The 22344-nt window shown below is 67.8% G+C and carries 19 protein-coding genes; 12 read left to right on the top strand and 7 right to left on the bottom strand.

What is annotated here, in order from left to right; all coding sequences use genetic code 11:
• The first annotated feature begins 240 nt into the window (after nt 1–240).
• The 5 genes from OG729_RS05000 (at nt 241) to OG729_RS04980 (ending at nt 6017) form a co-directional block, all read left to right on the top strand.
• Entirely contained in the window at nt 241–1323 is a 1083-nt protein-coding gene (locus tag OG729_RS05000; protein ID WP_405804558.1) for a glycosyltransferase, read from the top strand.
• 211 nt (nt 1324–1534) lie between these two features.
• Nucleotides 1535–3109, top strand: coding sequence for a GNAT family N-acetyltransferase (locus tag OG729_RS04995; protein WP_405804556.1), 1575 nt, complete (start codon nt 1535–1537; stop codon nt 3107–3109).
• Nucleotides 3109–3777 (top strand): PIG-L deacetylase family protein, encoded by a 669-nt coding sequence (locus tag OG729_RS04990; protein ID WP_405804555.1) that lies wholly within the window; start codon nt 3109–3111, stop codon nt 3775–3777. Before OG729_RS04995 ends, OG729_RS04990 begins: the two co-directional genes overlap by 1 nt.
• Nucleotides 3774–4388 carry a low molecular weight phosphatase family protein gene (locus OG729_RS04985; RefSeq protein ID WP_405804553.1) on the top strand — a complete coding sequence of 205 codons (615 nt, stop codon included), beginning with the start codon at nt 3774–3776 and terminating at the stop codon, nt 4386–4388. The genes OG729_RS04990 and OG729_RS04985 overlap by 4 nt, the downstream gene beginning before the upstream one ends.
• A gap of 192 nt (nt 4389–4580) precedes the next feature.
• A complete protein-coding gene (locus OG729_RS04980) occupies nt 4581–6017 on the top strand; it encodes a lipopolysaccharide biosynthesis protein (protein WP_405804552.1) in 1437 nt (478 codons plus the stop codon).
• Nucleotides 6018–6053: 36 nt separating this feature from the next.
• Here the strand turns inward: OG729_RS04980 and OG729_RS04975 are convergent, their stop codons facing one another.
• Nucleotides 6054–7355 carry a hypothetical protein gene (locus tag OG729_RS04975; RefSeq protein WP_405804550.1) on the bottom strand — a complete coding sequence of 434 codons (1302 nt, stop codon included), beginning with the start codon at nt 7353–7355 and terminating at the stop codon, nt 6054–6056.
• Nucleotides 7356–7538: 183 nt separating this feature from the next.
• Nucleotides 7539–8165: a class I SAM-dependent methyltransferase gene (locus tag OG729_RS04970; protein WP_405804548.1), complete on the bottom strand. Its 627-nt coding sequence runs from the start codon at nt 8163–8165 to the stop codon at nt 7539–7541.
• A gap of 573 nt (nt 8166–8738) precedes the next feature.
• Between OG729_RS04970 and OG729_RS04965 the strand changes: the two genes are divergently transcribed.
• Nucleotides 8739–9437: a WbqC family protein gene (locus tag OG729_RS04965; protein WP_360865819.1), complete on the top strand. Its 699-nt coding sequence runs from the start codon at nt 8739–8741 to the stop codon at nt 9435–9437.
• Entirely contained in the window at nt 9434–10597 is a 1164-nt protein-coding gene (locus OG729_RS04960; RefSeq protein WP_405804547.1) for a glycosyltransferase, read from the top strand. The genes OG729_RS04965 and OG729_RS04960 overlap by 4 nt, the downstream gene beginning before the upstream one ends.
• Before the next feature lie 117 nt (nt 10598–10714).
• Here OG729_RS04960 and OG729_RS04955 read toward each other — a convergent pair whose 3' ends face one another.
• The 4 genes from OG729_RS04955 to OG729_RS04940 form a co-directional block, all read right to left on the bottom strand.
• Complete coding sequence (locus tag OG729_RS04955) at nt 10715–11827, bottom strand: glycosyltransferase family 4 protein (RefSeq protein ID WP_405804545.1); 1113 nt, start codon at nt 11825–11827, stop codon at nt 10715–10717.
• Between the two features lie 300 nt (nt 11828–12127).
• Nucleotides 12128–12985: an FkbM family methyltransferase gene (locus tag OG729_RS04950; protein ID WP_405804543.1), complete on the bottom strand. Its 858-nt coding sequence runs from the start codon at nt 12983–12985 to the stop codon at nt 12128–12130.
• Between the two features lie 265 nt (nt 12986–13250).
• Complete coding sequence (locus OG729_RS04945; protein WP_405804541.1) at nt 13251–15131, bottom strand: DUF4012 domain-containing protein; 1881 nt, start codon at nt 15129–15131, stop codon at nt 13251–13253.
• A gap of 20 nt (nt 15132–15151) precedes the next feature.
• Nucleotides 15152–15916, bottom strand: coding sequence for an LPXTG cell wall anchor domain-containing protein (locus OG729_RS04940; protein WP_405804539.1), 765 nt, complete (start codon nt 15914–15916; stop codon nt 15152–15154).
• A 514-nt stretch (nt 15917–16430) separates the two neighbouring features.
• Between OG729_RS04940 and panD the strand changes: the two genes are divergently transcribed.
• Genes panD through OG729_RS04925 form a run of 3 tightly spaced genes read left to right on the top strand, consistent with a single transcriptional unit; the run spans nt 16431 to nt 17906 of the window.
• Nucleotides 16431–16847 carry an aspartate 1-decarboxylase gene (panD, locus tag OG729_RS04935; protein ID WP_360865805.1) on the top strand — a complete coding sequence of 139 codons (417 nt, stop codon included), beginning with the start codon at nt 16431–16433 and terminating at the stop codon, nt 16845–16847.
• Nucleotides 16848–16869: 22 nt separating this feature from the next.
• A complete protein-coding gene (locus OG729_RS04930; RefSeq protein ID WP_405811049.1) occupies nt 16870–17223 on the top strand; it encodes a GNAT family N-acetyltransferase in 354 nt (117 codons plus the stop codon).
• Between the two features lie 50 nt (nt 17224–17273).
• Nucleotides 17274–17906 carry an aspartate/glutamate racemase family protein gene (locus OG729_RS04925; RefSeq protein ID WP_405804538.1) on the top strand — a complete coding sequence of 211 codons (633 nt, stop codon included), beginning with the start codon at nt 17274–17276 and terminating at the stop codon, nt 17904–17906.
• A 283-nt stretch (nt 17907–18189) separates the two neighbouring features.
• Here the strand turns inward: OG729_RS04925 and gndA are convergent, their stop codons facing one another.
• Nucleotides 18190–19632: an NADP-dependent phosphogluconate dehydrogenase gene (gene gndA, locus OG729_RS04920; RefSeq protein WP_405804537.1), complete on the bottom strand. Its 1443-nt coding sequence runs from the start codon at nt 19630–19632 to the stop codon at nt 18190–18192.
• Nucleotides 19633–20079: 447 nt separating this feature from the next.
• On the opposite strand from gndA, the gene OG729_RS04915 reads away from it, so the two are divergent.
• Both OG729_RS04915 and OG729_RS04910 read left to right on the top strand, forming a co-directional pair.
• Nucleotides 20080–20841, top strand: coding sequence for a DeoR/GlpR family DNA-binding transcription regulator (locus OG729_RS04915; RefSeq protein ID WP_405804535.1), 762 nt, complete (start codon nt 20080–20082; stop codon nt 20839–20841).
• Between the two features lie 127 nt (nt 20842–20968).
• A complete protein-coding gene (locus OG729_RS04910; RefSeq protein WP_405804533.1) occupies nt 20969–22324 on the top strand; it encodes an ABC transporter substrate-binding protein in 1356 nt (451 codons plus the stop codon).
• Nucleotides 22325–22344 lie beyond the last annotated feature (20 nt).

The following is a 22344-nucleotide window of genomic DNA, read 5'->3' as shown; positions in this document are numbered from 1 at the left end:
GCAAGCGGGTGATTCTCCAGCTGACTCACCGTTGGTCGCACCTGGATTGCTCCGTCCGCGGGCGTGCTCGAATCTAGGATCACGAGGAATTCCCCAGACCGGATTCGAGAGGCCCAGGATGGATCAGACCGGTCATCAAGTCCGCACCGTAAACAATGCGTTGAGGAAAAAATGCCTGGCGACGCACGGACAGCCACGGTCGGGAAGGGCATCGCGTTGACCGGAACGAGGGTCTGCGAGGTGATCAAGACGCTTGACATCGGCGGAGCCGAGGTGCTCCTGGTCGAGCGCCTTCGTCAGACACCGCGGGCTGGGCTGGCATACAGCGTGGTCTTCATGCAAGCGGCGACCGACGAACTGGTGGACGTTCTCCGGGGCGCCGGAGTGACGGTCGTTGACCTGCGCAACTGCCCGCGGTGGCTTCGCTATGCCAGGCTGGTCCGCGCGGTCCGGCGTCTTGCACCCGACGTGGTCAATGTGCACTCGCCCTCGCTCGCCGCGGTACTGCGGCCCTTCGTCCGCCTCATGCGGCCCAGGCCTTCGCTGATCTCGACAGTCCATCAGGAGCACGCCACTCGATTGGCCATGCTGCTGGACCGTCCTACCCGAGGTCTCGAGGACCTGATGGTGGCGGTCTCGCCACAGGTCGCCAGGTCGCGAAATGTGCGCGGCGCCCGCCGCGTCTGTACGCGGGTCCACGGCGTTGACGTTGGCAAGCAGCGTTACTGGGCCGAGCGGGCGGGCCAGGTACGGCAGGAGTTCTCAATCCCCACGGACGCCTTCGTTCTCGCCTGTGTGGCCAATCTGAGGCCTGTCAAGAACCATCTCCTGCTGATCGACGCGGCTTCTCGGGTACTCGCCAGCCGACCTGACGCGCTGTTCGCACTCGCCGGGGACGGTCCCCTGCGGGGGCAGGTCCTGGCCGAGATCGACAGGCGAGGACTTCGCAGCCGGGTCCGCTTCCTGGGCCGGGTACCCCAGGCCAATCGCCTGGTGGCGGCTGCGGACGTCCTGCTCCTCAGCTCGCACAGCGAGGGGATGCCGGTCGTGGTCATGGAGGCGATTGCGGCCGGCGTACCGGTGGTGTCCACTGCAGTCGGAGGCATCCCCGAGCTGATCCACAACAACCGCAACGGAATCCTCACCCGGCCGGGTTCGCCGGAAGCCCTCGCCGACGGCATCCTGCAGGCCATGCGTCCCGAGGTCTATCCGGTCCTCGCCGCTGGGGCACTCGCAGATGCCGCCAAGGTGGATATCTCGGGGACCGCCGACTGGTTCCACGAGCTCTACGCGAATCTGACGACGGATGCGCGCCGCGGCTGATCTGCCCTCACACGTCGCACGCAGGCGGGGCGGAGCGTCTACGCCGTCGGGGTGTACCGGCGCCCGTGGGCGGCTCGCCGGGCATGCCACCACGTTGCGCCGTGTCAATCTGGCGAGCGAACCACTACCGACCCGGAGACCTCAGATGCAAGGCACAGCGGGGATGGTGTCAACCGGTCGGCACGGGCAAGGGCCGTGCAGCCTGAGGGACTTGACGAACGATCTGCTCGGTCCACTCGTCGAACTGGAACGACGCGTGCACCAGGCGAGCGCCCATTACGACGACGCGCCCTGGGATCTCGAAGCTTTCACCCGCCCGCTGCCCGGCAAGAAGGAACTGAGCCTCGTTGCCGTGGCATCGGGAAAGCCGGTCGGTTTCCTCGTCGCCTCCAGCCGGCCGGACGGGGTACACGTACACCGCGTGGCCGTGGATCCCGACCACTGGAGCACCGGGATCGCCTCCTGGATGCTCGCCCGGTTGTTCGCTCAGTCGTCGGGAGTGGTAACGATCAACTGCGACCGGCGAAACCAGCGGGCCCTCGCGATCTACACCCGCGCGGGTTTCCGAGTCAGCGAAACCACACCGGCCGGTAAGTTGCTGCTCTCCACCGACGCGCTGGCCCCCGTCGAGACGCTGCGCATGTGGTACGTCTTCACTACTTCGGGCATGCGAAGCGGTCACGCCGCGCACGTCCCGGGCCTCGTCGATGCCCTGTCACGTATCAGCCGGACGACCGCCGTACGGTACGGCGACCCCGTGGACCTGCCACCGCTGCGGCTGAACCTCAGCTGGGCACGCGCCTTCGCCCGCCTCGTGGCACGGGCACGGCGGGAGGGGGTCGATGTCATCTTCGTTCGTATCCACTGGAAGTTGGCGGCTCTGCTGTGGCTGGCCGGGCGGCTCGGGGGTGGATGGCGCGTGGCGTTGTGGTCGTCGGGCGGCGTCGGCTTCCTCCCGGGATCCCGCCTCGGCGTGCGCAAGCGCGCAGGGCGCCTCATCCATGCCTTCGTGCTGCGCCGGGCGGTCGACGCGGTCGTCACCGGCCCGCCGCGCCTCCTCGACCAGTACGCCGACCGCTACGGTATCGACCAGGACCGGATCCTGCTCGCCAGCAACGACGTCAATGTCGAAGCGTGGCGAACCCAAGCCGTCTCCGAGCCCGAGCTGGCTTCGCAGCCGGTCGTCCAGCGATGGCTCTCGTCCCCCCACCGGTTCATCTACGTGCACGGCCTCGACCCGATCCGCGGCGCGGACCGCCTGCCGGATCTGCTGGCGGAAATCCGCAAGGAGCTGGCCGACGCGGAATTGCTGGTCCTGGGAGACGGTCCGCTGAGTCCGCTGCTCGCCACCGAGCCTCTGCTGATGGCCGGTCGGGTACCGAACGACGTCGCCGCATGGGCGATGGCGCAATCACACTGTCTGGTCGTCCCCTCCCGTCAAGAGGGTTTCCCTCGTGTCCTGCTCGAGGCCATGGCGCTCGGGGTTCCCTGTGTGTCATTCGACGTCGGCGGATGTTCGGACATCATGGGCGAGTTGCGTGACAGCTACGTCGCACCTGACGGCGACCTCGTGCGGATGGCCGCACTGGCGGTAGCGGCCGTGCGTCTGCCGGTCGCCGGAGCGGCGCGATCCGAACTCGTAGAGCGGGCCGCGGTCTTCGACACAGAGCCCGTCGCCGCGGCTCTTGGCGCAACGCTCCGCTGCCTCGGGGCCCAGGGCTCCGGTTCGGCTGCCTGGCTGTCGCGGTCGCTGTGGCGGCCGGCGTTTCCCGGGAGGAAGAGCTGATGTTCTGCAGCAATCCAATGTTCGAGCGCAGCCTGTTCGTGGGGGCTCATCTCGACGACATCGAGCTCGCGGCCGGCGGCACTGCTGCCAGGCTGGTACAGACTGGGGCGCAGGTGCGCTTCCTCGTGATGAGCTCCTCGGAGTACACGAGCTACAGCGGAAGCCACTTCCGGGATGCCGACGTCGCGAAGGAAGAAGGTTACGAAGCAGCCGCGACGCTCGGGGTCAAGGAACTCGAGATCCTGCAATTCCCCGCGAAGGACGTGGAGAACCACTCGACCGTGGTGGAGGCGATCAACGAGATCATCGATGACTTCCGCCCGACGATGGTATTCACCCATTGGCCGTTCGACACTCACCGGTCCCACGCGAACACCGCTCTCGCCACCATCGCGGCGAGCAGGTACTACAACTCGGTGCTCATGTATGAACCGATCACACCGTCCGGACGCAGTTACGTAGGTTTCCGTCCTCAGCTCTACGTGAGCATCGACGACACCATCGAGCAGAAGCTGCAGGCACTGCGCTGCCACCGGTCGGAGCTCGAAAAGTATGGCGAGCAGTGGATCGAGGGCGTTGAGGCCCGGTCGCGTTACCGGGGTTACGAGATGCGCGCCCGGTACGGCGAGGCGTACGAGGTGTCCCGGCTGGAAGCGGTGCTCTCGTGAACGCCACATCGTGCCCGTCCCGATTTCGGGTACTCATGGTGTGCACCGGCAATCTCTATCGGTCGCCCCTCGCCGAATGCCTGCTGAGAGAGCGGCTGGCCGCGGCGCGGGAGACGATCCACGTGAGCAGCGCGGGCACAGAGGCCGTGCCGGGCACGCCGATGGCGGCGACGGCTGCTTCCCTTCTCGCCGAATGGGGCGGGGACCCGTCCGGGATGGTCGCCCGCCGACTGACAGCCGCGCTGGTCGGGAGCTCGGATCTGGTGCTGGGGGCCGCGACGGAGCATCGCGAGGCGGCCGTACGGCTGTCCCCGGTGCGGGCGCTGTCCCGGGCCTTCAGTCTGCGCGAATTCGCTCGGCTGGTGAGGGCCGAGGACGCCGCCGGTGTGGTGGATCCGGCTGCCAGGTTCGTCGCGCTCGTCGAGGGTGCGGCAGCTCGGCGCGGTTCCGCCCCCGCGGACGCGGCTGATGACGACGTGTCCGATCCGCTCGGTGCGAGTCCGGCGGAGGCACGGGAGTGCATGAAGCGGATCGCGGAGTCGGTGGAACGGATCGCCACCGCGGTGTTGTCCGACAATCGGGCACAATCACGCGTTGCTGAATCAGGGTGATGCATGACAGACACAGGCTCGGAGGTCGAGGGCTGAGCGGAGGGGCATGTGTCAATGGGGCCTGGTATATGCGTATGTATCCGGGGTGCTGAAGGTGTGTCAAAGCACGTGTAGTGGCCGGCGGAAGCCGATCGTCGTCGATCAGGAGTACGCCGAGCTGCGCCTCAGGCGTCCGGCGCTCGTCGAGGTACTGTGAACGAGTCGCAGCGGCAGGTGAGCGGAGTCCCGTCATCGCCCGCGAACCAGCCCACGTCCCCAAGGGACTTCACGAAGCGCGACCGCTGCACGCCGGACGGAAAGCGCCGGCCCTGGCAACGCCATCTGAGGACCTTCGGCTCACTCACCGCCGCGGGCCAGGTGGAGGCTGCGCTCTCGTTCGCCACCACCGCCGCGCTGGTCCGGCTGGTCGGCGTCACGGACGCGGGTCAAGTGTTCTTCGTCCAGTCCGTGGCAGCAGTCTGGTTCCTGCTGTGGGATCCGCGCTTCGAGGAGGCACAGCAGCGGTTCGTCCCGGCCGAGCGGCTGCGCGGCCCCGGCCGCGCGACCCGGCTGTACCACCGGCTTCTGCGGCTGGACATCGCGGTGGGACTGCTGGCCACCTTCGTGGGCGTTGTGGTGGCGGTGGTCGCCGCTGTCATCGGATGGATCCCCACCGAACTGCTCACGCTGCTCGTGCCCGCCGTGCTGGGCGCGGGCGTGGCCACTCCTTCGGGCAGCGCCTCGGCCGGCTTCGCTCTCGCCGACGAGCTGTCCCGGCTCGGCGCGTTCCGTGTGGTACTCGCCGTCTTCGGCTGTCTGGTGACGCTGACGGCTCTGCTGACCGCTGGCCCGGTCGGCTACTTGGCCGCAACCGTGGTCACGGGGCTGGTGTCCACGGTCGTGCTCACCGCCGGTGCCTGCCGATGGCTGCGCGCAGCATACGGTCCGCCGGTCGCCGACCCCATGGCGACGCCGCCGGGCCTGGTGCCCTTCCTGGTGAAGACCTCGGTAACCGGATCGGTCTCGGTGGGCTCGGAGAGCGGCGTCTCACTGCTCGCCGGACTTCTCGGCGGGCCCGCGCTGGTGACGTACCTGAAGGTGGCCACCTCGATGGCCCGCTTCTTCGTGAGCTTCGTCAGCCCGGTGGCGGCACAGCTCTATCCGCGACTGGCCCATGCCGGAGCACATGGGCGCCGTACCGCCGTGATGAGCGACGCCCTGCGCTCCAGCGCGCTGACCGGAGCGATCGGAGCGCTCGCCGTGCTGGTTGCGGCGCCTCTCACCGGTCTGCTCCTGGGCCTGGTGTACGGCGCCGAGTACATGCTGCTGTCGACGGCTGCGGTCGTGTTTCTGGCCGGCGCCGCGCTGCGCGGCACGGTGATCTGGGGCAAGGTGCTGCCCACGGCTCTGGGGTTTCCCGGCGTCCGGCTGGCCTTCGTGGCCGCCGAGGGCGTCTGCCAAGTGGGAATGATCGTCACCGTGACTCAGCTCTGGGCAGGCCCGGCGCGCATGACGTTGGCCTTTGCGTGGGGCTCCCTGTGCCTGCTGGCGCTGAGCACGGCCTGCTGGTTTCTTGTGCTGCGGGTCCTCGTCGCAACCATGCCCCACGTGAGCGTGCCGACGGCGCAGGTCCACAAACCGATTGGGTGAAGAGCGGCAGCGTCGGCATCGACCCGGCGTACAGCGTCATGTCCGTGCATGCTGGCGACTATTTTCTGCCGACGGTGGTCGACGCTGAAGGTGATGGGAAAGTGGCGTCGGAACTGTGGACTTTCCCCGTCCAAGGCCTGGGATCCGGCACGTCGAGGCCGCGACCGCCAGACCGAGAACCCCCCAGCCTGCGCAGGGAAAGGCGCCAGTGGTGTTGAACCATACGACCGTCGCGACAAGAACCGCGCGTGTTACCAGGTCGCGGGGACGCCACGTGTGCCACAGCAGCATGAGGAACATGCCCGATCCGATGATGCCCAGGTAGACAGCGATATCCAGGTACACGTTGTGCAGGCCTTCTAGATGCGTATACCGGTACGTGTCCATGAGTGCCGTGGGGTCCACCTGTGACCAACCACCGCCCACCATCTGGTTCGTCGCCTCGAAGGCACCCCAGAAGGAATCAGCCTGCAGCTTGTGGATCTGGACAGTCAGCTGCATGTCCGGGCGGACCACCGGGATGAGCAGAAAAGCAGCTGCCACCGCACAGGCGAAGACCAGAAGATTGACGCCTCGCCGTGCACCCAAATTCTGCACTCGCTTGCTCCGGCCAAGAGCAAGCACGGCCAGCCCGGCCAAAGCGCCCACTGAGGCCCCAATTCCTCGTGCCCCGAACAGCCCGACCAGGCCACTCGCGACGAACAGCGTCCTGGCGATCTTGTTCGACTCCGCCGCACCGATAATCACCAATACGGCGGCTACCAATCCCACCTCGTTGGAACCACCGGGCAATCCGTACCAGCGGTCGACGGTGTTGCCGAAGAGGGGCACTGTGGCCAGTGCTCCGAGCAATCCCCAACGGGCCGAGCGCCACAGGTCGAACTCTCGGGGCAATGACAGGCTCACCACAGCCCCCGCGATGACCGGCTCCATAACTCGAAGGAAACTCAGCGTATTCTCGAGACCATGCCCCGTGGCACTTCGTGCCACTCCGAAGAGGAGAAACGCGGTCAAGACCTTCAACACAGGTGCACGAGGCGCAGACGTGCACCGAAGCAGTGCGGCAAAACAGACCACCACGAGCGCCGCATCCCCGTAGTGGAACGTGCCTCCCCACAGCTCGCCCAACTCTGGCCACGCAGTCGGATGGATCACAGAGACAATCGTCGTGACCAGGACGATCAGTCCAGGCCCAGCAGTGATGACGAAGAGCGCTGCTCCTGTGAGGAGGAGGATCACGAGAGCATGGCCGGGGCTGGCAGCAGCCAGCGCGGTAAGAGGTACCGAAGCCATTACACCGGCGATGGTCAGGGGAGTCTTCCAAGACGGGATCGGCATCAATTGGTTGCCTCCGCGGTGCGAAATGACCGCATCGTGGGCCGTCTGGTGTCAGTGGCTAGTAGATCGGCCGACAGTTTCCATCCCCCGCTGACGGGTTCGTGGACACCGCCTCAATACTCGTGCAGTTTGAGCCCACGTCACGGCAGTCAGCCCCGCTTACCGGTCGCGTGGTCGGGCACCTCATCCCCCAACCGGCCGCAGTAGTGCCAGGTATGTCGGGGAGAGAAGGTTGGGCCAGCGGTGCACGGCGGAGCGAATAAGTTCCACCCTGGAGCCGACAAGTGCTCGCTCGTCCGCCACCTTCCAACCATTCTTGTGGCTGACCTCGCCGACAAAGGTGCGCGCTTCGTCCAGCGAGAAGAACCAGCGGTGCCGGTCGTTCGGCCGTTGGATGGGAAGCCCGTACTTTCCCGAGATGGGCTTGCCGCGCAGGTGTCGTACGCGGATACGCACTTCGTAGCAATTGGGGAGGGTGATAACGATGTGCTCCCGTGCAACTCTGCAGAGCTCCGAGAAGGCGTGGTGAATGTCATCCGTGTGTTCCAGAACATCGAGGGCGGTGATGACGTCAACGGACTTGTCCTCAAATGGGAGCCGCCTACCGAGATCGGCGACCACCTCAGCCTGAGGGTCTACGTCCACGCCGATGTAACGCGCCTCGTACCCTTCGAGCGCCAGTGCCTTCTCGAGATCTCGTGTCCTGCAGCCGATGTCGACCACGGTCCCACGCCAGATGGACGGGTACGCCCGGACAACACCGCTCACCTTCGGCGCAACCGCCTCGCGGTCGAGCACCATGACGTCCATGTTCAGTCCGCCTTCGCAAGAATTACTGAGTGTCCACTCGTCCATGACGAGGCGACTTCGGCACGCTTGTCGGCGCTCACTGGGCGCACATCGCCAACGTCAGAGTTTCAAAGCCGAATTCCTCATCCATATGTATCGTTTGGGAAAGTTCGTGCAGTGGAGACACGCCGCGCCAGTCTGGGTATGTGCCGGTGTCAGCGGCAGCGGTTCGGCGGGTCCTTCACTCCGCCGTACAGGTTGTCCGCCATCGGGGTGCACACGCCGCCGGCAGCGGCTCGTCAGTGCGGTAGTCGTGCTTCGCCATGCAACGCTGATTTGCCGACCCGGAACGGCCAGCGCACCTGTGGTCTGCGTAACCGGCCAGCACTCGCTCTGTGCGAACGAGTGGGTTTCGCATCACCGGCCCCGCGCCGGACGGCAGTGCTGCCCTCGTGACCGACGCCGCTCCCTGTCCGCGGGTGTTCCCCGAGAGGAAGACGTGATGCTCTGCAGCAATCCGATTATCGCTGCTACGAGATGCCTCCCCCGGTACGGGGAGGCGTTTGAGGTGTCACGGCTGGAAGGAGTAGTCGCGTGAGGGTCACGATTCACCAGCCCGAACACCTGCCCTGGCTCGGCCTCCTGTCCAAGGTCGCCGCGTCAGAGCTGTGGATCGTTCTCGACTCGGTACCGTACCGGAAGAACTACTTCCAGAATCGCAACCGGGTCCTCGTGAACGGCCGCCCCACCTGGCTGACAGTCCCCGTGAACGCCCCCTTCGGGACCCGGATCCGGGATGTGCGGGTTGGTGACGTGCCCTCCTGGCGCCGGCGCTATCGGGGACGCCTGACACAGGCGGTGTCGGGAAGCCGGAGCGCCGACCGGATCGACCCTGTGCTGTCGGCGATCGATTCGGCCGATCCCGGCAGTTCTCTGGATGCCCTCAACCTCGACATCGCGGACTGGCTGCTGTCGCAGTTCGACGTGAAGGTGCCGACGGTCCGTTCCTCCGAGCTCGACGTCACCGGCGCCAAGGGTGAACTGATCGTCAATCTGTGCAGGGCAGTGGGCGCCGACGAGTACCTCGCGGGCCCTTCCGGACGTGACTACCTGGACCTGGACGCCTTTGCCGAGCAGGGGATCGCGGTGCGGTTCTTCGACTACGAGCACCCGGCCTACGACCAGGGCGCCGATCCCTTCGTACCCTGCCTCTCAGCCATCGACGCCTGGTCTCGCCTCGCCCCCGCCGAGCTTCCGCCTCTGTTGTCCACCTACCGGCTCAGTGCCTCATGACCACCCACCAGGCGCCCGCAGCCGCTGTCACGAACCCGTCCCAGCTCACGGTCGTGACCGTTTCGGGCCATCGGCAGGCCGACGTCGACGACTCCGCGGACTTCCGCACCTGGACGGCGCTGGCAGACCGTCTCGGTCGCACCCGGTGCGTCTGGGCAGGGCCTCAACTGGAGTGCCGACGGGGAGCGATGGACGTCCTCCGGCGGCCGCGCCGCACCGGTCCGCGATCACTGCTCTGGGCGGTCGGCTCGGTGCGCATCGGCGTGCGCCTCGCGCGGTCCGCCGTGCGTAAGGGCGAGGTCGTTGTTGTCAACGGCGCGGAACCATGGGGGTGGCTGTCCGCGTGGGTCATTGCCCGCCTGGTCCGGCGCCCATGGCTTATGGACATCCACGGGGACCTGCTCGCACTTCCGGTCGCCTCGCTGGGCCGCTGGCGCCGCGCGGTACTGCGGCGCGCCGTCTTCTTCTTCGCCCGACGAGCCACCGCGTGCAGAGTGGTCGCCCAGTCGATGCTTGATGCGCTGGACAGGCACGGAGTTTCTTCGGTCCTGGTCCCGCCGCGATTGATGCCGGTCTGGGAGCAACCGCTCGAGCGCGCCCGGCCGCCGCTGGCCGCCGAGTCACCCCACCTTCTGACGGTTGGTCGGCTCGTGTCGTCGAAGGGCTACGACCTGCTGCTAGCAGCCATGGCCGAGCTCGTCCCAACGCTGCCCGCGCTTCGGCTGCGCATCGTGGGAGACGGGCCGCTGCGGGCCGGTCTCGCCGACCAGGCCGACCGGCTGGGGCTGGCGGACCATGTGGAGTTCCTCGGCGCAGCGGGCGTGGACGAGGTCCGATCGGAGTTGTCCTGCGCCGATCTCTTCGTCATCTCCTCGAGGGACGAAGGACTGCCCAGGACTCTGCTGGAGGCCACAGCAGCAGGAGTGCCAGTCGTCGCCACCTCGGTCGGCGGGATTCCGACAGCGGCGGCGGACTGGGACAGCGTGACCGTGGTGGCGCCCGATGCCGCATCGATCGCCGCAGGGGTACGTCAAGTGCTGGCATCCCCGCCCAGCGCCGAACAGCTGGCTTCGGTACGCCGGTTCGTCCTTGCGGCCTACGGCTTCGACACCAACATTGACGCCCTGGCCGACCTCTTTCGGAGAGTTGGTGCGCAGTGACTCCGGCCCCCGACCACCTGCGAAGGGACAGGATCGGGTGTACTCGGAAGTCCCGGACGCCCAGGAGATTGCCCCGGCCGGGTTTGGCCGCTCCAACGTCCAGATTCCGACTCGGAGTCACATCGCACCCGTGAGCCGCGCCCGTATCGTGGCATGCCGGTGGTCGAGCGCCACTTGGTACCAATCATCGACTCGCTTTGCGATCAGAGGCCAGTCCAGCACCGCGGACGCACGCAGACCGAGTTCGCTCATTCTGTTCCGGACGCATTCGTCGTCGAGCACGCCTCCCAGCACCCGTACCAAATCGGGTTTCGATTCAGACCGGAAGACCCGGCAGGCCTCACGGTCGGTGACCACCGGATCGAGCAAGGTTTCCGACGACACGACGACGGGCGTGCCCAGGGCCAGCGCCTCCAGTGCCGCCGTGGGTACGCCCTCGCCCTTTCCGGGGAGTCGGCGCGAAGCCATAACGAACACCTCGGCCCGGCGGAGCAGTTGGTAGACCTCCTGCCGGGACAGCGGACCGGCCAGTTCCACTCCCGGGCCTTGCCCCGCGAGTCTGCTCAGCCGGTCCCGCTCCGGGCCGTCGCCCGCAATCACCAGGCGCAGCCCTGGCCTGCTGCGGGCCAGTTCGTGGAAGGCATCGATGAGCAGGCTGTGGTTCTTCACCGGGTCCAGTGCACCGACGCTGACGATCAAGCCGCATTCACGATCGCGGGCATCAGGGGCGGACGGCATACGGGACAGCTCAAGGCCACTGGACATGGTGAGGATGCGTCGTTCACTCACCCCGCGCGCCACGAGGTCGGCCGCGGTACCCGACCCCAGTGCGATGAAGGCGTCCACGTGCCGGAACGCAGATCGGGCCAGTCGCTGTCGTCGATCGGCGAGTCTCCCGTGGACGGTCAGGAGCAGCGGGATGCCGAGACGTCGGCACACGGGACCCAGCCACGTGGCCTCGACATGGTCACCGTGCAGATGCAGTACGTCCACGTCGTGTGAATGCGTACCCAGGCACAGATGCCGGAGCGTCGCGGCGGCCTGCGCCGCGAACGCGGCCCTGTCGGACAGCGGGGCCAGCACCCGTGACCGGGCGGCTGGGCGCAGGGACAATTGTGTGGCCCCGGTCGGCACCGCCGTTCCGTGCCGGAAGACCATGGTGATCCGGTGCCCGAGGCCCACCTGTTCGCGCGTCAGGCATTCGACATGGCGTTCCAGTCCACCCGGCATGGGGGGGACTCGGTAGCTCAGCCGCAGAATGTGCATCGCAGTGTCTGCTCCATCCCATGTTCCATCTCAACTGCGGGCCCGCACGGGTGCCGTCGGCGGCCGCCGCGGCGTGGAAGGTTGACCGAACATCAGCGCCGCATCGCGACACATTGCGCCGCCCGCGGTCAGCCCCGCTGTGTCTCAGAAAAGTACGAGCCGCGCCACGTGCGCGTCACCGCGTGATGAACCACGAGATCTTGGCAGCTCGTCCGTGACCGGTCGCCGCGGACAGGCCGTGATGCGGGGCCGTCCTCCTCCGCGTCACCATGCACCCGCAAGGCGCGCCTCTACCTCCTGTCGGCGTTGGCGGCTCACAGCGAGAACGTCGGGGGTCGGACGGAACGGGTCCGGTGCCGGCACCAGCTTGTTGCTGTCCGGGTCGTAGAGCACCATGTCGTAGCCGTTGTCATTGAGCCATTCCCGGGTCTGACGGACAGAGGACCCGAAGCGCTGAAGGAACTTGTCGACGAGCTCCAGCATCCACACGGCCGGCTGGCCTCGGGCGATCAACCGTGCGGCGCCGGTGAGCGCATGATGTTCCGAGCCCTCGACATCGAGTTTGCCCATCGCGAAAGTCCGCTCCGGCAGGGTGTCGTCAAGGCGGCCGAGCCTCACCTTCATGCTGGTGCCCTGGTCCGCGGTCGTCTGGATACGGGAGCCCTCGCCTCTGAGGGCGAACGACACCCTGCCCGGCTCAGACCCGATTGCCATATTGTGAACGGTCACGCATTCCAGCGAATTGGCGTCGACGTTTTCCCGCAGTCGTTTCGCGAACTCGGGCACAGCCTCGAACGCGTGCACAGCCCCGCTCGGCCCCACGAGCTGGGCCGCGAGCAGAGTGAACATTCCCTCGTTGGCGCCGCCGTCGATGAAGCCGTCCCCTGGTCGCAAAAAGCGCTTCATAAACGTCATCTCTTCGTAGTCCGGGAGCCCACCGAAGTAGATGAAACGGCCCGGCTGCGTACTGTTGCGGTAGGCCCGGAACGACATGTTTCCGTACACCGACAGGTCTAGTGGACGTCCGACCAGTCGCTTCCAGATCTGCCACCCGGCCATGGAAGCAAGAGCCTGAGCTCGGCGCCCGCGGTTGGCAGGGTGTTCCCAGGCCATCTTGACCATGCCATGGACTGTCGTGGGCAATTGTCTGCTCCATTCCGGTAGCGGCGCCTCGGGCTGGGACACCGAATGGCAGGTTCCGGACCATCCCTCAGCTCGTTTGCGGCGGTTGACTGTTTGTTGTGCAGCAACCGCGTGGGGACTGATGAGCTTGACCCTTATGGCGCCACACGGCCGGATACTCCGTATTCACGTCATGACCCGAAAAGTGATACTGCCCTAGCGCGGCTCAATACCATTCCTCGACTCGCTGGGCGAGCAGCGCCGGTCACCGGCTCCGCCCTCGATCCGGACCGGCGGAATCTCCGTGGCACTCAGAGGGCGGGTGAACCGTCGCCTGCAGCGGGCGCGGGAGTTGCTGGTTCAGCACGGTGGGTGCGCGGTCGGAGCGAGGCTCCAGCAGGTGGAGCATCACCGTGCGGCTGCTGCCTGCAGGTAGCTCAACGTCGAGCGTGTACACCGGATGTCCGCGCTCGACGCCCGGTGTCATGAGAGCCGTGTGCCCGTCGACGGTCACCTTGGTCAGTTTCGCCCCGGCGGTCGCGTAGTAGGAGACGAGGAGGCGATTGTCACCCCTGTGCGTTGCGTACGGGGGCTTGTCCAGACGGTCGGTGACATACGTGGGAAGTCCTGAGGACGGTGCACGGTTGGCGAGGACCGCCTTGACGGTGACCTCGCGGCCGATGGCGGTGCAGCGGCCGGTGTACCAGTCCAGGGTGCGGTCGAGGTAGTAGTCCAGCTTGGTGCCGGCGGCATTGTTGACCACCAGCCCGGCATAGGGCTCCGGACTCTGCGGCAAGGACCCGCCGACCGGGCGTGATTCCAGCTCCCGCTGCTCGTCGCCGTGGGCGCTCCAGACCTTCATCTGCCCGTTGCTCAGCACCTCATACAGGCCGAGGAGAAGCGCAGGCCGCCGCTGGGGATCGTCGGCGGCCGTCAGCAACTGCCCGGCAGCGGCGCGGGCCACGTCCAGCAGGAAAGCCTTGCGTTTGTGCGGGTCCGGATACGTCATGTAGTTGGTGCGCTCGCTGAGATCCACCACGTTGTCCGCGGCGACGACCGTGCCGGCGGTCGTGCGCGTGGGCCCGGACGCGGCGAGCAGCCGGGCCAGGGCGCCCGGATCCAGGGAGAGCACGCCGTCGACACGCTCACGGCTCTTGTCGAGCCAGGTGGCCGACCAGATACGCGCGGCGTAGGGGAAGTGCGGGCTCATATTGGAGTTGGGCCACGTGTCCACCGCGTCGTAGTGCGCGTACATGGCGGCGAACTCGGCACCGAGGTCCACCTTGGGGCGAGGGTCCAGCATTTCGGTATCGTGTCCGAACTGCGTCAAGGCGAACTTGCCCCGGTCGGCTGTCAGCGTGGCATGAGCACCAGGCATTCCCCCGGTTCCACGCGACTCCGCGGGGTTCTGGAACACTACGAAGTAACGCCGCGGACCTTCTGCCCCCAGCATCGCCGGCAGAAGACGGGCGCCGGTGGCGGCGTTCTCCACAGCGGGCGCCATCCGGTCCAGTCGGATGACGAGTTGGTCCCGGACCCGGTCCACGGCGGGCAGCCAGGTGCGGCTGGGCAGCTTGCGGGCCTCCGCACGAGTCGCGGCCACCTCACGGGAGGCGCGCTCGAGAGCCGGGGCGGCTCTGCGCAGTTCGGAGAGGTCCAGGTGGCCGCCATCGGCGCCTGCGGCGTCGGTGAGGTTGCCGGCGGTGCGTACGACGGCAGGCAGAACCTCGCCGGTCAGCCGGTCGACGACCTTGGCCGTACCACGGACTGTCTCGAGCGGGCCTCCGAGGACCGGCAGAGATGCGGCCACGGACCATGCAGGTCCGGTGGTGAGTCGATGCGCCCGGTCCGCGTGTGCCGCAGCGGACCGGGCCACTGCTTCGGCGCGCGCCCGGCGGCCCGTGGCGTCCCCCGTCGTCGAGACCGACGAGGGTGGCGCTGTAGCCGCGTTCCGCAGCGTTTCCAGGTCGCCTTGGGCCGCGAGCAGCTCGCTACGGGCATACAGGCCTGTGACCACCACCCAGCACGAACCGGCGAGGAGAGTGGCTGCCGTTGCCCACATCAGCGGCCTGGTGCGACGGTGATTCCGTCGCACCAGGCCGGTGAAGTGGGACACAACCGCGCTGTCCCGGAGTTTGCGGGTCATCCACGTCATCCGCCGGCCGCTCAGCCGCGTTCAGTGTGACTGCGCCGCCGCCTGACGATCACCAGTGATCCGCCACCGAGAAGCACCAGGCCGCCCGCCGCGCTGAGCAGCGCCACCGTTGCGTCCGAGGAACCGGTCGTCGCAAGCTCCGAGGGGTCGGGGTCATGACCGGATCCGTTGCCATGGCCTGAGCCGGGGTGGTGTCCGTGGCCGGGGCGTCCGTGGTCGTCCCCGTGGCCGGGCCGTCCGTGGCCGTCCCCGTCGCCGGGCCGTCCGTTGCCGTCGCCGGTCACAGTCAGCGGCGCGGACTGCGTAATTCCGGATGACTCGCCTTCGAGCGTGAAGCGGTAGTGGCCGGGTCGAGTGTGCTCTGGGATGGTCACCGTGCCGTCCACACCGCCGTTGGCGTAGGCGGTGTAGGTGCCGAGGTACACCGTGCCCCGGTCGCCGCCGCCGTCTCCGCCCCCGTGGCCGCCCTCCGCCGTCGGCGCCGCGATGGGCTGCACGAACGACGGCGATGTCCTGAGTGCGGCCGTTGATGCGCCCCCTTGGGTGGTGGCAGCACCATCGGGGACGAGGTTGGCGTCAACCTCCTCCTCCGGCTCGAAGCAGGTCGCGGAGAAGGTGAGCTCATCACCAGGGGCCACGGTGTCATCGCTGACCTGAAGGGGAGGACATGGTGGGTACTGGGCGAAGGCCGGCTCGGCAAACACCAACGGAGCAGCGGCAATCAGCGCTGCGGTGGTGGCGGCGAGCGCGACACGCCGTCGCGAACGTGTGGGCATCGTGTTCGACTCCTTCAGAAGGCGCTTGGGCAGTGATCGTTTGTTGCCGTATGTCTTCTGCAACCGCCGTTCTGCCCGACTCGGACGACTTCTGGGGCCAAGACTCGGACAGCAAGGCATCGACCGAATTAGCAACACAATCCATAGACGTGGGCGGTTGCTGACAAACAGGCTCGCCAGGGTGTTCCACGGGTCGGCGCACCGGTTGCACCCAACTGGCTCCTCAGCACTCGCGGCTGCGGCCCGCCTCTGGTGAGGCGGCCTTGCGTCCAGTCCCGGCTCCCGGCAGGGAGAGCGGTTGCGTAAGCTGGTGCGGTCCGCGTACGGCGGGGTGGAAGGCTGCCAACAGCGCCTCTGCATCTGCCTGACGCTGCGCAGGGAATCAGCAGTCGGTCAGCATGAGCCGTGAAGAACATCACCGTGGCTGCCCGAGGATGCGACAGACAGTAGGGCGTGAAAACAGCCTCTGACCTGCAAGAACGCAGGCCGAGAGCCAAGATCCGGGAGTGCTTCGATGTTGCGCACCATGTTCAAGTCCAAGATCCACCGGGCCACCGTCACCCAGGCCGATCTGCACTACGTCGGATCCGTCACCGTCGACGCCGCGCTGATGGAGGCCGCCGATCTGCTTCCCGGCGAACTCGTCCACATCGTCGACATCACCAACGGCGCCCGGCTGGAAACGTACGTCATCGAGGGCGAGCGCGGCTCCGGCGTCATCGGCATCAACGGCGCGGCCGCCCACCTGGTGCACCCCGGCGACCTGGTGATCCTGATCAGCTATGCCCAGGTCGATGACGCGGAGGCGCGCACACTGGTGCCGAGTGTCGTCCATGTCGACGCGCAGAACAGGATCGTCGCGCTCGGCTCGGACGCCTCCGCGCCCGTACCCGGCGGCGATACGCAACGCAGTCCGCACGCCGTCGTGTGACCCGCCCAGCGCCCCGAAGGAGATAGCCGCCATGGCAGCACGCGAGATCCGCGACAACCGGCCGAAGGGGCTTCTCCAGGCGTACGCGGACGGTCAGCCGGCCGGCCACATTGTCTACTTCACCCTAGACGCGACTCCGGCCGCCCTGGTGGCTGTGCACACCGTGGTGGGGCCGGAGTACGAGGGCCAGGGCATCGCGGGCGCGCTGGTGCGGGAGTTCTACGAGATGGCGGCACGCGAGGGCGTCCCCGTCGTGCCGCTGTGTCCGTACGCGGCCAAGTGGGCCCAGCGGCATCCCGACGAGGCTCCTGAGCCACCGGCCGAGCTGGTCGCGGCGGCGGAGGCACAGCTGAGGGCGAACCCGCAGCTCTGGTGATCGCGGCCGCGCCATCAGGCCACGCCGGGACATGGCCTAGCCTTCGGGCCATGCTGGCGCTGCTGCACACCTCACCCGCCCACATCCCCGTCTTCGAGGCCCTGCGGGATCAGGACCACCCAGGTCTTGAACTGCGCCACCTCGTCCACGAGGACCTGCTCATCCGGGCCGGCCAAGAGGGTCCGGCAGCGGTCGCGCCCGCCGTCGCGACGGTACTGACCAGTGCCGTCGCCGAGGGTGCGAGCGTCGTCCTGTGCACCTGTTCCACGATCGGCGGCGTCGCCGAGGCCTGCGCCGAAAGCCTGGGCGTGCCGGTGCTCCGGGTCGACCGGCCGATGGCCGCCACGGCCGCCGCGGCGGACCGGATCGTGGTGGTGGCGACCGTGCGCAGCACCCTGGAGCCGACCGTCGCGCTGATCCGCGAGGAAGCGGCGGGCCGTGCCGTCGAGCTGCGCACCCAGCATGTCGAGGGCGCCTGGGAGCGCTTTGAGGCGGGGGACCGCGAGGGCTATCTGGATGTGGTCGCGGCCGCGGTCGACGCGGTTCGCGACGCGGATGTCATCGTGCTGGCGCAGGCGTCGATGACGGATGCGGCAGACCGTACGCGAACGCCTGTCCCCGTCCTTTCCAGCCCCAGGGCCGGGCTGCGAGCCGCCGCTCGGGCCACTCAGTCCGGATCATGAGGCGTAGACCCCGGCGCGCGTGGGCACCCGCGGGGCGAGACATTGGGAACGCACGACTTTGAACGTCTGGAGGTCAGGCATGACCCATCCGCCCGTACCGCCTTCGTCGATCCCGACGCCGGGACCGCCGGGACCCGATCCGGGGCCGCTGCCCGGACCGGTACCCACTCCGTCGCCCCCGCCGGGACCCGCGCCCGACCCCATTCCGAGGCCGCCGGGCCCCGACCCCGTACCGGAGCCGGAGCCCCAGCCGGGGCCGGCGAGCTGACCGGCCGGATCATGATCAGTCGGTGCGGACCTCCGAGCGGTCGCCGCCCCAGAGGGTGTGGAACGAACCCTCGCGGTCGGTCCGCCGGTAGGTGTGGGCGCCGAAGAAGTCGCGCTGCCCCTGGGTGAGCGCCGCGGGCAGCCGCTCGGCGCGCAGGGCGTCGTAGTACGCAAGGGCCGCCGAGAAGCCCGGCGTGGGGACGCCCTGCCGGGCGGCTGCCGCGATCACCTCGCGCCAGTCGTCCTGTGCCGTGCCGATCTCCGCCGCGAACTGCTTGTCGGACAGCAGGCTCGGCAGGTCGCGCTGCGCGTCGTACGCGCCGCGGATGCGGTCCAGGAACGCCGCCCTGATGATGCAGCCCGCCCGCCAGATCGCGGCCACCGAGCCGAGGTCGATGCCCCAGTCGTATGCGTCGCTGCCTGCCTGGATCTGGTGGAAGCCCTGCGTGTACGAAACGATCTTGGACGCGTACAGCGCCTGCTCGACCTGGTCGGCGAAGCGACCGGCCTCGGCCTCGCTCAGCGGCTGCGCCGTCGGACCGGGCAGCGTGCGGGATGCCTCCCGCAACTCCGCGTGGCCCGACAGCGAGCGGGCGAAGACCGCCTCCGCGATGCCGGAGACCGGCACGCCCAGATCGAGGGCGATCTGCACGGTCCAGCGGCCCGTGCCCTTCTGCTCGGCCTGGTCCTCGACGATGTCGACAAAGGGCTTACCGGTCGCCGCGTCCGTGTGGGCCAGGACCTCCGCCGTGATCTCGATCAGATACGAGTCGAGACGCCCGGTGTTCCAGGTGCGGAAGGTCTCCGCGATCTGGGCCGGGGAGTAGCCGGCGACCGCGCGGAGAAGGTGGTACGCCTCGGCGATCAGCTGCATGTCGGCGTACTCGATGCCGTTGTGCACCATCTTCACAAAGTGGCCGGCGCCGTCCGGGCCGATGTGCGCGACGGTCGGCGTGCCGTCGGGAGCCTTGGCGGCGATCTTCTCCAGCAGCGGCGCGAGCGAGGCGTACGACTCGGCCGAGCCGCCGGGCATGATGCTCGGCCCGTGCAGCGCGCCCTCCTCGCCGCCCGAGATACCCGCGCCCACAAAGTGGATGCCGCGCTCCCGCAGCTCCTTCTCACGGCGCCGGGTGTCGGCGAAGTGGGCGTTGCCACCGTCGATGATGACGTCGCCCTCCTCCAGCAGCGGTGCGAACTCCTGGATCACGGCGTCGGTCGGATCGCCCGCCTTGACCATGATGATCAGGCGGCGCGGGCGCTCCAGGGCCGCGACGAACTCCTCGGCCGACTCGGCGGGCACGAACGTGCCCTCGTGACCGAACTCCTCGACCAGCGCCCGCGTCCGGGCCGCCGTGCGGTTGTGCACGGCGACCGTGAAGCCGTTGCGGGCGAAGTTACGGGCGAGATTGCGGCCCATCACCGCGAGTCCCGTGACACCGATCTGGGCTGTTCCACTCATACGTGTGCTCCTGGATGTCCGTCGGAAAATCCATCTCCGCCCCCACGCATACGTACGGGCGGAGCCAGCCATTCATTGATCCTCAAGCCCTCCGGATTGTTCCGCATTCCGGGTCGGCCACGGGTCGGCACCCCCGGCCGGCGACGCGGCAGCGACAGGTCGGCGAAGGGTCGGCATTCCGGGTCGGCCGCAGTGCGCCGCTGCTCAAGTGTCCGCCCGCGGGCATGGTTCGGACGCCCGCCGGGTGCAAAGCGGGCAGTGACGCCCACCGCGATTCCGGGTCGATGGCGCCCGACCAGCGGCGACGGCTGAGGCGAAACGGGCAGATACGGGCACAGCAGATCTTGCGAAGAGCCTGGTCGAGCGGGGTTGACTCCTTGTACAAACGACGCATGGGCCCGAACGGACGCCAGGCCCGCAGCACCAGCAGAAGCAGGGAAGTGTGTCGTGGACACCGAGGAACGCCGACGGGGAATTCTCGAGACGGCCCGGCGGGACGGGTCGGTCGACGTCAACCGGCTGGCCGACGAGTTCCGGGTGGCAAAGGAAACCATCAGGCGGGATCTGCACACCCTGGAGGAGCACGGCCTGGTGCGGCGTACGCACGGCGGGGCCTATCCAGTCGAGTCCGCCGGATTCGAGACCACGCTCGCGGTACGGACCACCCGTCATGTGCCGCAGAAATCACGGATCGCTACGGCCGCCGCCGATCTGCTCGGCGACGCGGAGACCGTCTTCGTCGACGAGGGCTTCACCCCGCAGCTCGTCGCCGAAGCGCTGCCGAGGGACCGGCCGCTGACCGTGGTCACCGCCTCTCTCGCGGTGGCGACCGTTCTCGCGGACGCCGAGAAGACCGCCGTACTGCTGCTCGGTGGACGCGTCCGCGGCGGGACCATGGCCACGGTCGACCACTGGGCCACCCGGATGCTCTCCGACTTCGTCATCGATCTGGCGTACGTCGGCGCGAACGGCATCTCACGTGAACACGGCCTGACCACACCCGACCCGGCGGTCAGTGAGGTCAAGGCACAGGCCATGCGCAGTGCACGCCGCCGGATCTTCGCCGGAATCCATACCAAGTTCGGCGCGGTGAGCTTCTGCCGTTTCGCCGACGTGGGCGACTTCGAGGCCATCGTCACGGACGCGGGCCTGCCATCGGCGGAGGCGCATCGCTACTCCCTCCTCGGCCCGCAGGTCATCCGCGTCTGAGCTCGCCGGCGCCGCACAACTGCCTTACCCCATAAGTTCTTTGATCCCCGGCCGCCCGGCCGGGGGCAGAGCCGTCATGTCTTGAACCACCGATTACCGAGCCGTTACGACCGATCAGGAGAAGATCATGGCCCTTCAGCGACGACGACGTGGAATCCGCCTGAGTGCGGGGGCGGGCACGGCCGCCATGGCCCTGCTCGCGGGGTGCAGCGGAGCGGGCGCCTCCTCCTCCGAGGCGGAGTCGGTGAACGTACTCATGGTGAACAACCCGCAGATGGTCGAGTTGCAGAAGCTGACCGCGGACAACTTCACCAAGGAGACCGGCATCAAGGTCAACTTCACCGTGCTCCCGGAGAACGACGTCCGCGACAAGATCAGTCAGGACTTCTCCAACCAGGCAGGCCAGTACGACGTGGCCACCATCAGCAACTTCGAGGTGCCCTTCTACGCCAAGAACGGCTGGCTGCACGAGCTCGACGAGTATGCGAAGAAGGACTCCGCCTTCGACCAGAAGGACATCCTCAAGCCGCTGCAGGAATCGCTCACCGCGAAGGACGGAAAGCTCTACGCCGAGCCGTTCTACGGCGAGTCGTCCTTCCTCATGTACCGCAAGGACGTCTTCGCCAAGAAGGGGCTGACGATGCCCGCGCAGCCCACCTGGCAGCAGGTGGCCGATCTCGCGGCCAAGGCGGACGGCGCGGAGAGCGGGATGAAAGGCATCTGTCTGCGCGGACTCCCCGGCTGGGGCGAGGTCATCGCCCCGCTCACCACCGTCGTCAACACCATGGGCGGCACCTGGTTCACCCAGGACTGGCAGGCGCAGCTCACGTCCCCGGAGTTCAAGAAGGCCACCCAGTTCTATGTCGACCTGGTGCGGGGGCACGGTGAGGCGGGAGCGGCCCAGTCCGGGTACGCCGAGTGCCTCAACAACATGACCCAGGGCAAGACCGCGATGTGGTACGACGCCACGGCCGGAGCCGGCTCCCTGGAGGCCGCCGGGTCCCCGGTGAAGGGCAAGATCGGTTACGTACCGGCGCCGGTGGAGAAGACCAAGAGCTCCGGCTGGCTCTACACCTGGGCCTGGGGCATGCAGAAGGCGTCCAAGAAGTCCGACAGCGCGTGGAAGTTCATCTCCTGGGCGTCCAGCAAGAAGTACGAGGCACTGGTCGGCCAGAAGAGCGGCTGGGCCAATGTGCCCGCGGGCAAGCGGGCCTCGACCTATACCAACCCGGAGTACCGCAAGGCCGCTGCTGCCTTCGCGGACATCACCGAGAAGGCCATCGCCGGCGCCAACCCGCAGAACCCCGGCACCCAGCCGCGCCCCGCGGCCGGGATCCAGTTCGTCGGCATCCCCGAGTTCACCGATCTCGGCACCAAGGTCTCGCAGGAGATCAGCGCGGCCATCGCCGGCCGCCAGTCCGTCGACCAGGCCCTCGCGGCCTCCCAGAAGCTGGCCGAGAAGGTCGGCAAGGAGCAGCAGTGAGTGCCTCCGTCACCACACAG

Source organism: Streptomyces sp. NBC_00210 (assembly GCF_045160975.1).
GTDB lineage: Bacteria > Actinomycetota > Actinomycetes > Streptomycetales > Streptomycetaceae > Streptomyces.
The sequence above is the reverse complement of the archived record's forward strand: the minus strand, read 5'-3'. Positions and strand labels throughout refer to the sequence as shown.

Coding starts and splice junctions, on each gene's coding strand:
- OG729_RS04940 (WP_405804539.1), bottom strand. CDS start 15,916: ATGCCCACACGTTCGCGACGGCGTGTCGCGCTCGCCGCCACCACCGCA.
- OG729_RS04945 (WP_405804541.1), bottom strand. CDS start 15,131: ATGACCCGCAAACTCCGGGACAGCGCGGTTGTGTCCCACTTCACCGGC.
- OG729_RS04950 (WP_405804543.1), bottom strand. CDS start 12,985: ATGGTCAAGATGGCCTGGGAACACCCTGCCAACCGCGGGCGCCGAGCT.
- OG729_RS04975 (WP_405804550.1), bottom strand. CDS start 7,355: ATGCCGATCCCGTCTTGGAAGACTCCCCTGACCATCGCCGGTGTAATG.
- panD (WP_360865805.1), top strand. CDS start 16,431: ATGTTGCGCACCATGTTCAAGTCCAAGATCCACCGGGCCACCGTCACC.
- gndA (WP_405804537.1), bottom strand. CDS start 19,632: ATGAGTGGAACAGCCCAGATCGGTGTCACGGGACTCGCGGTGATGGGC.
- OG729_RS04970 (WP_405804548.1), bottom strand. CDS start 8,165: ATGGACGTCATGGTGCTCGACCGCGAGGCGGTTGCGCCGAAGGTGAGC.
- OG729_RS04910 (WP_405804533.1), top strand. CDS start 20,969: ATGGCCCTTCAGCGACGACGACGTGGAATCCGCCTGAGTGCGGGGGCG.
- OG729_RS04990 (WP_405804555.1), top strand. CDS start 3,109: ATGTTCTGCAGCAATCCAATGTTCGAGCGCAGCCTGTTCGTGGGGGCT.
- OG729_RS04955 (WP_405804545.1), bottom strand. CDS start 11,827: ATGCCGGGTGGACTGGAACGCCATGTCGAATGCCTGACGCGCGAACAG.
- OG729_RS04925 (WP_405804538.1), top strand. CDS start 17,274: ATGCTGGCGCTGCTGCACACCTCACCCGCCCACATCCCCGTCTTCGAG.
- OG729_RS04960 (WP_405804547.1), top strand. CDS start 9,434: ATGACCACCCACCAGGCGCCCGCAGCCGCTGTCACGAACCCGTCCCAG.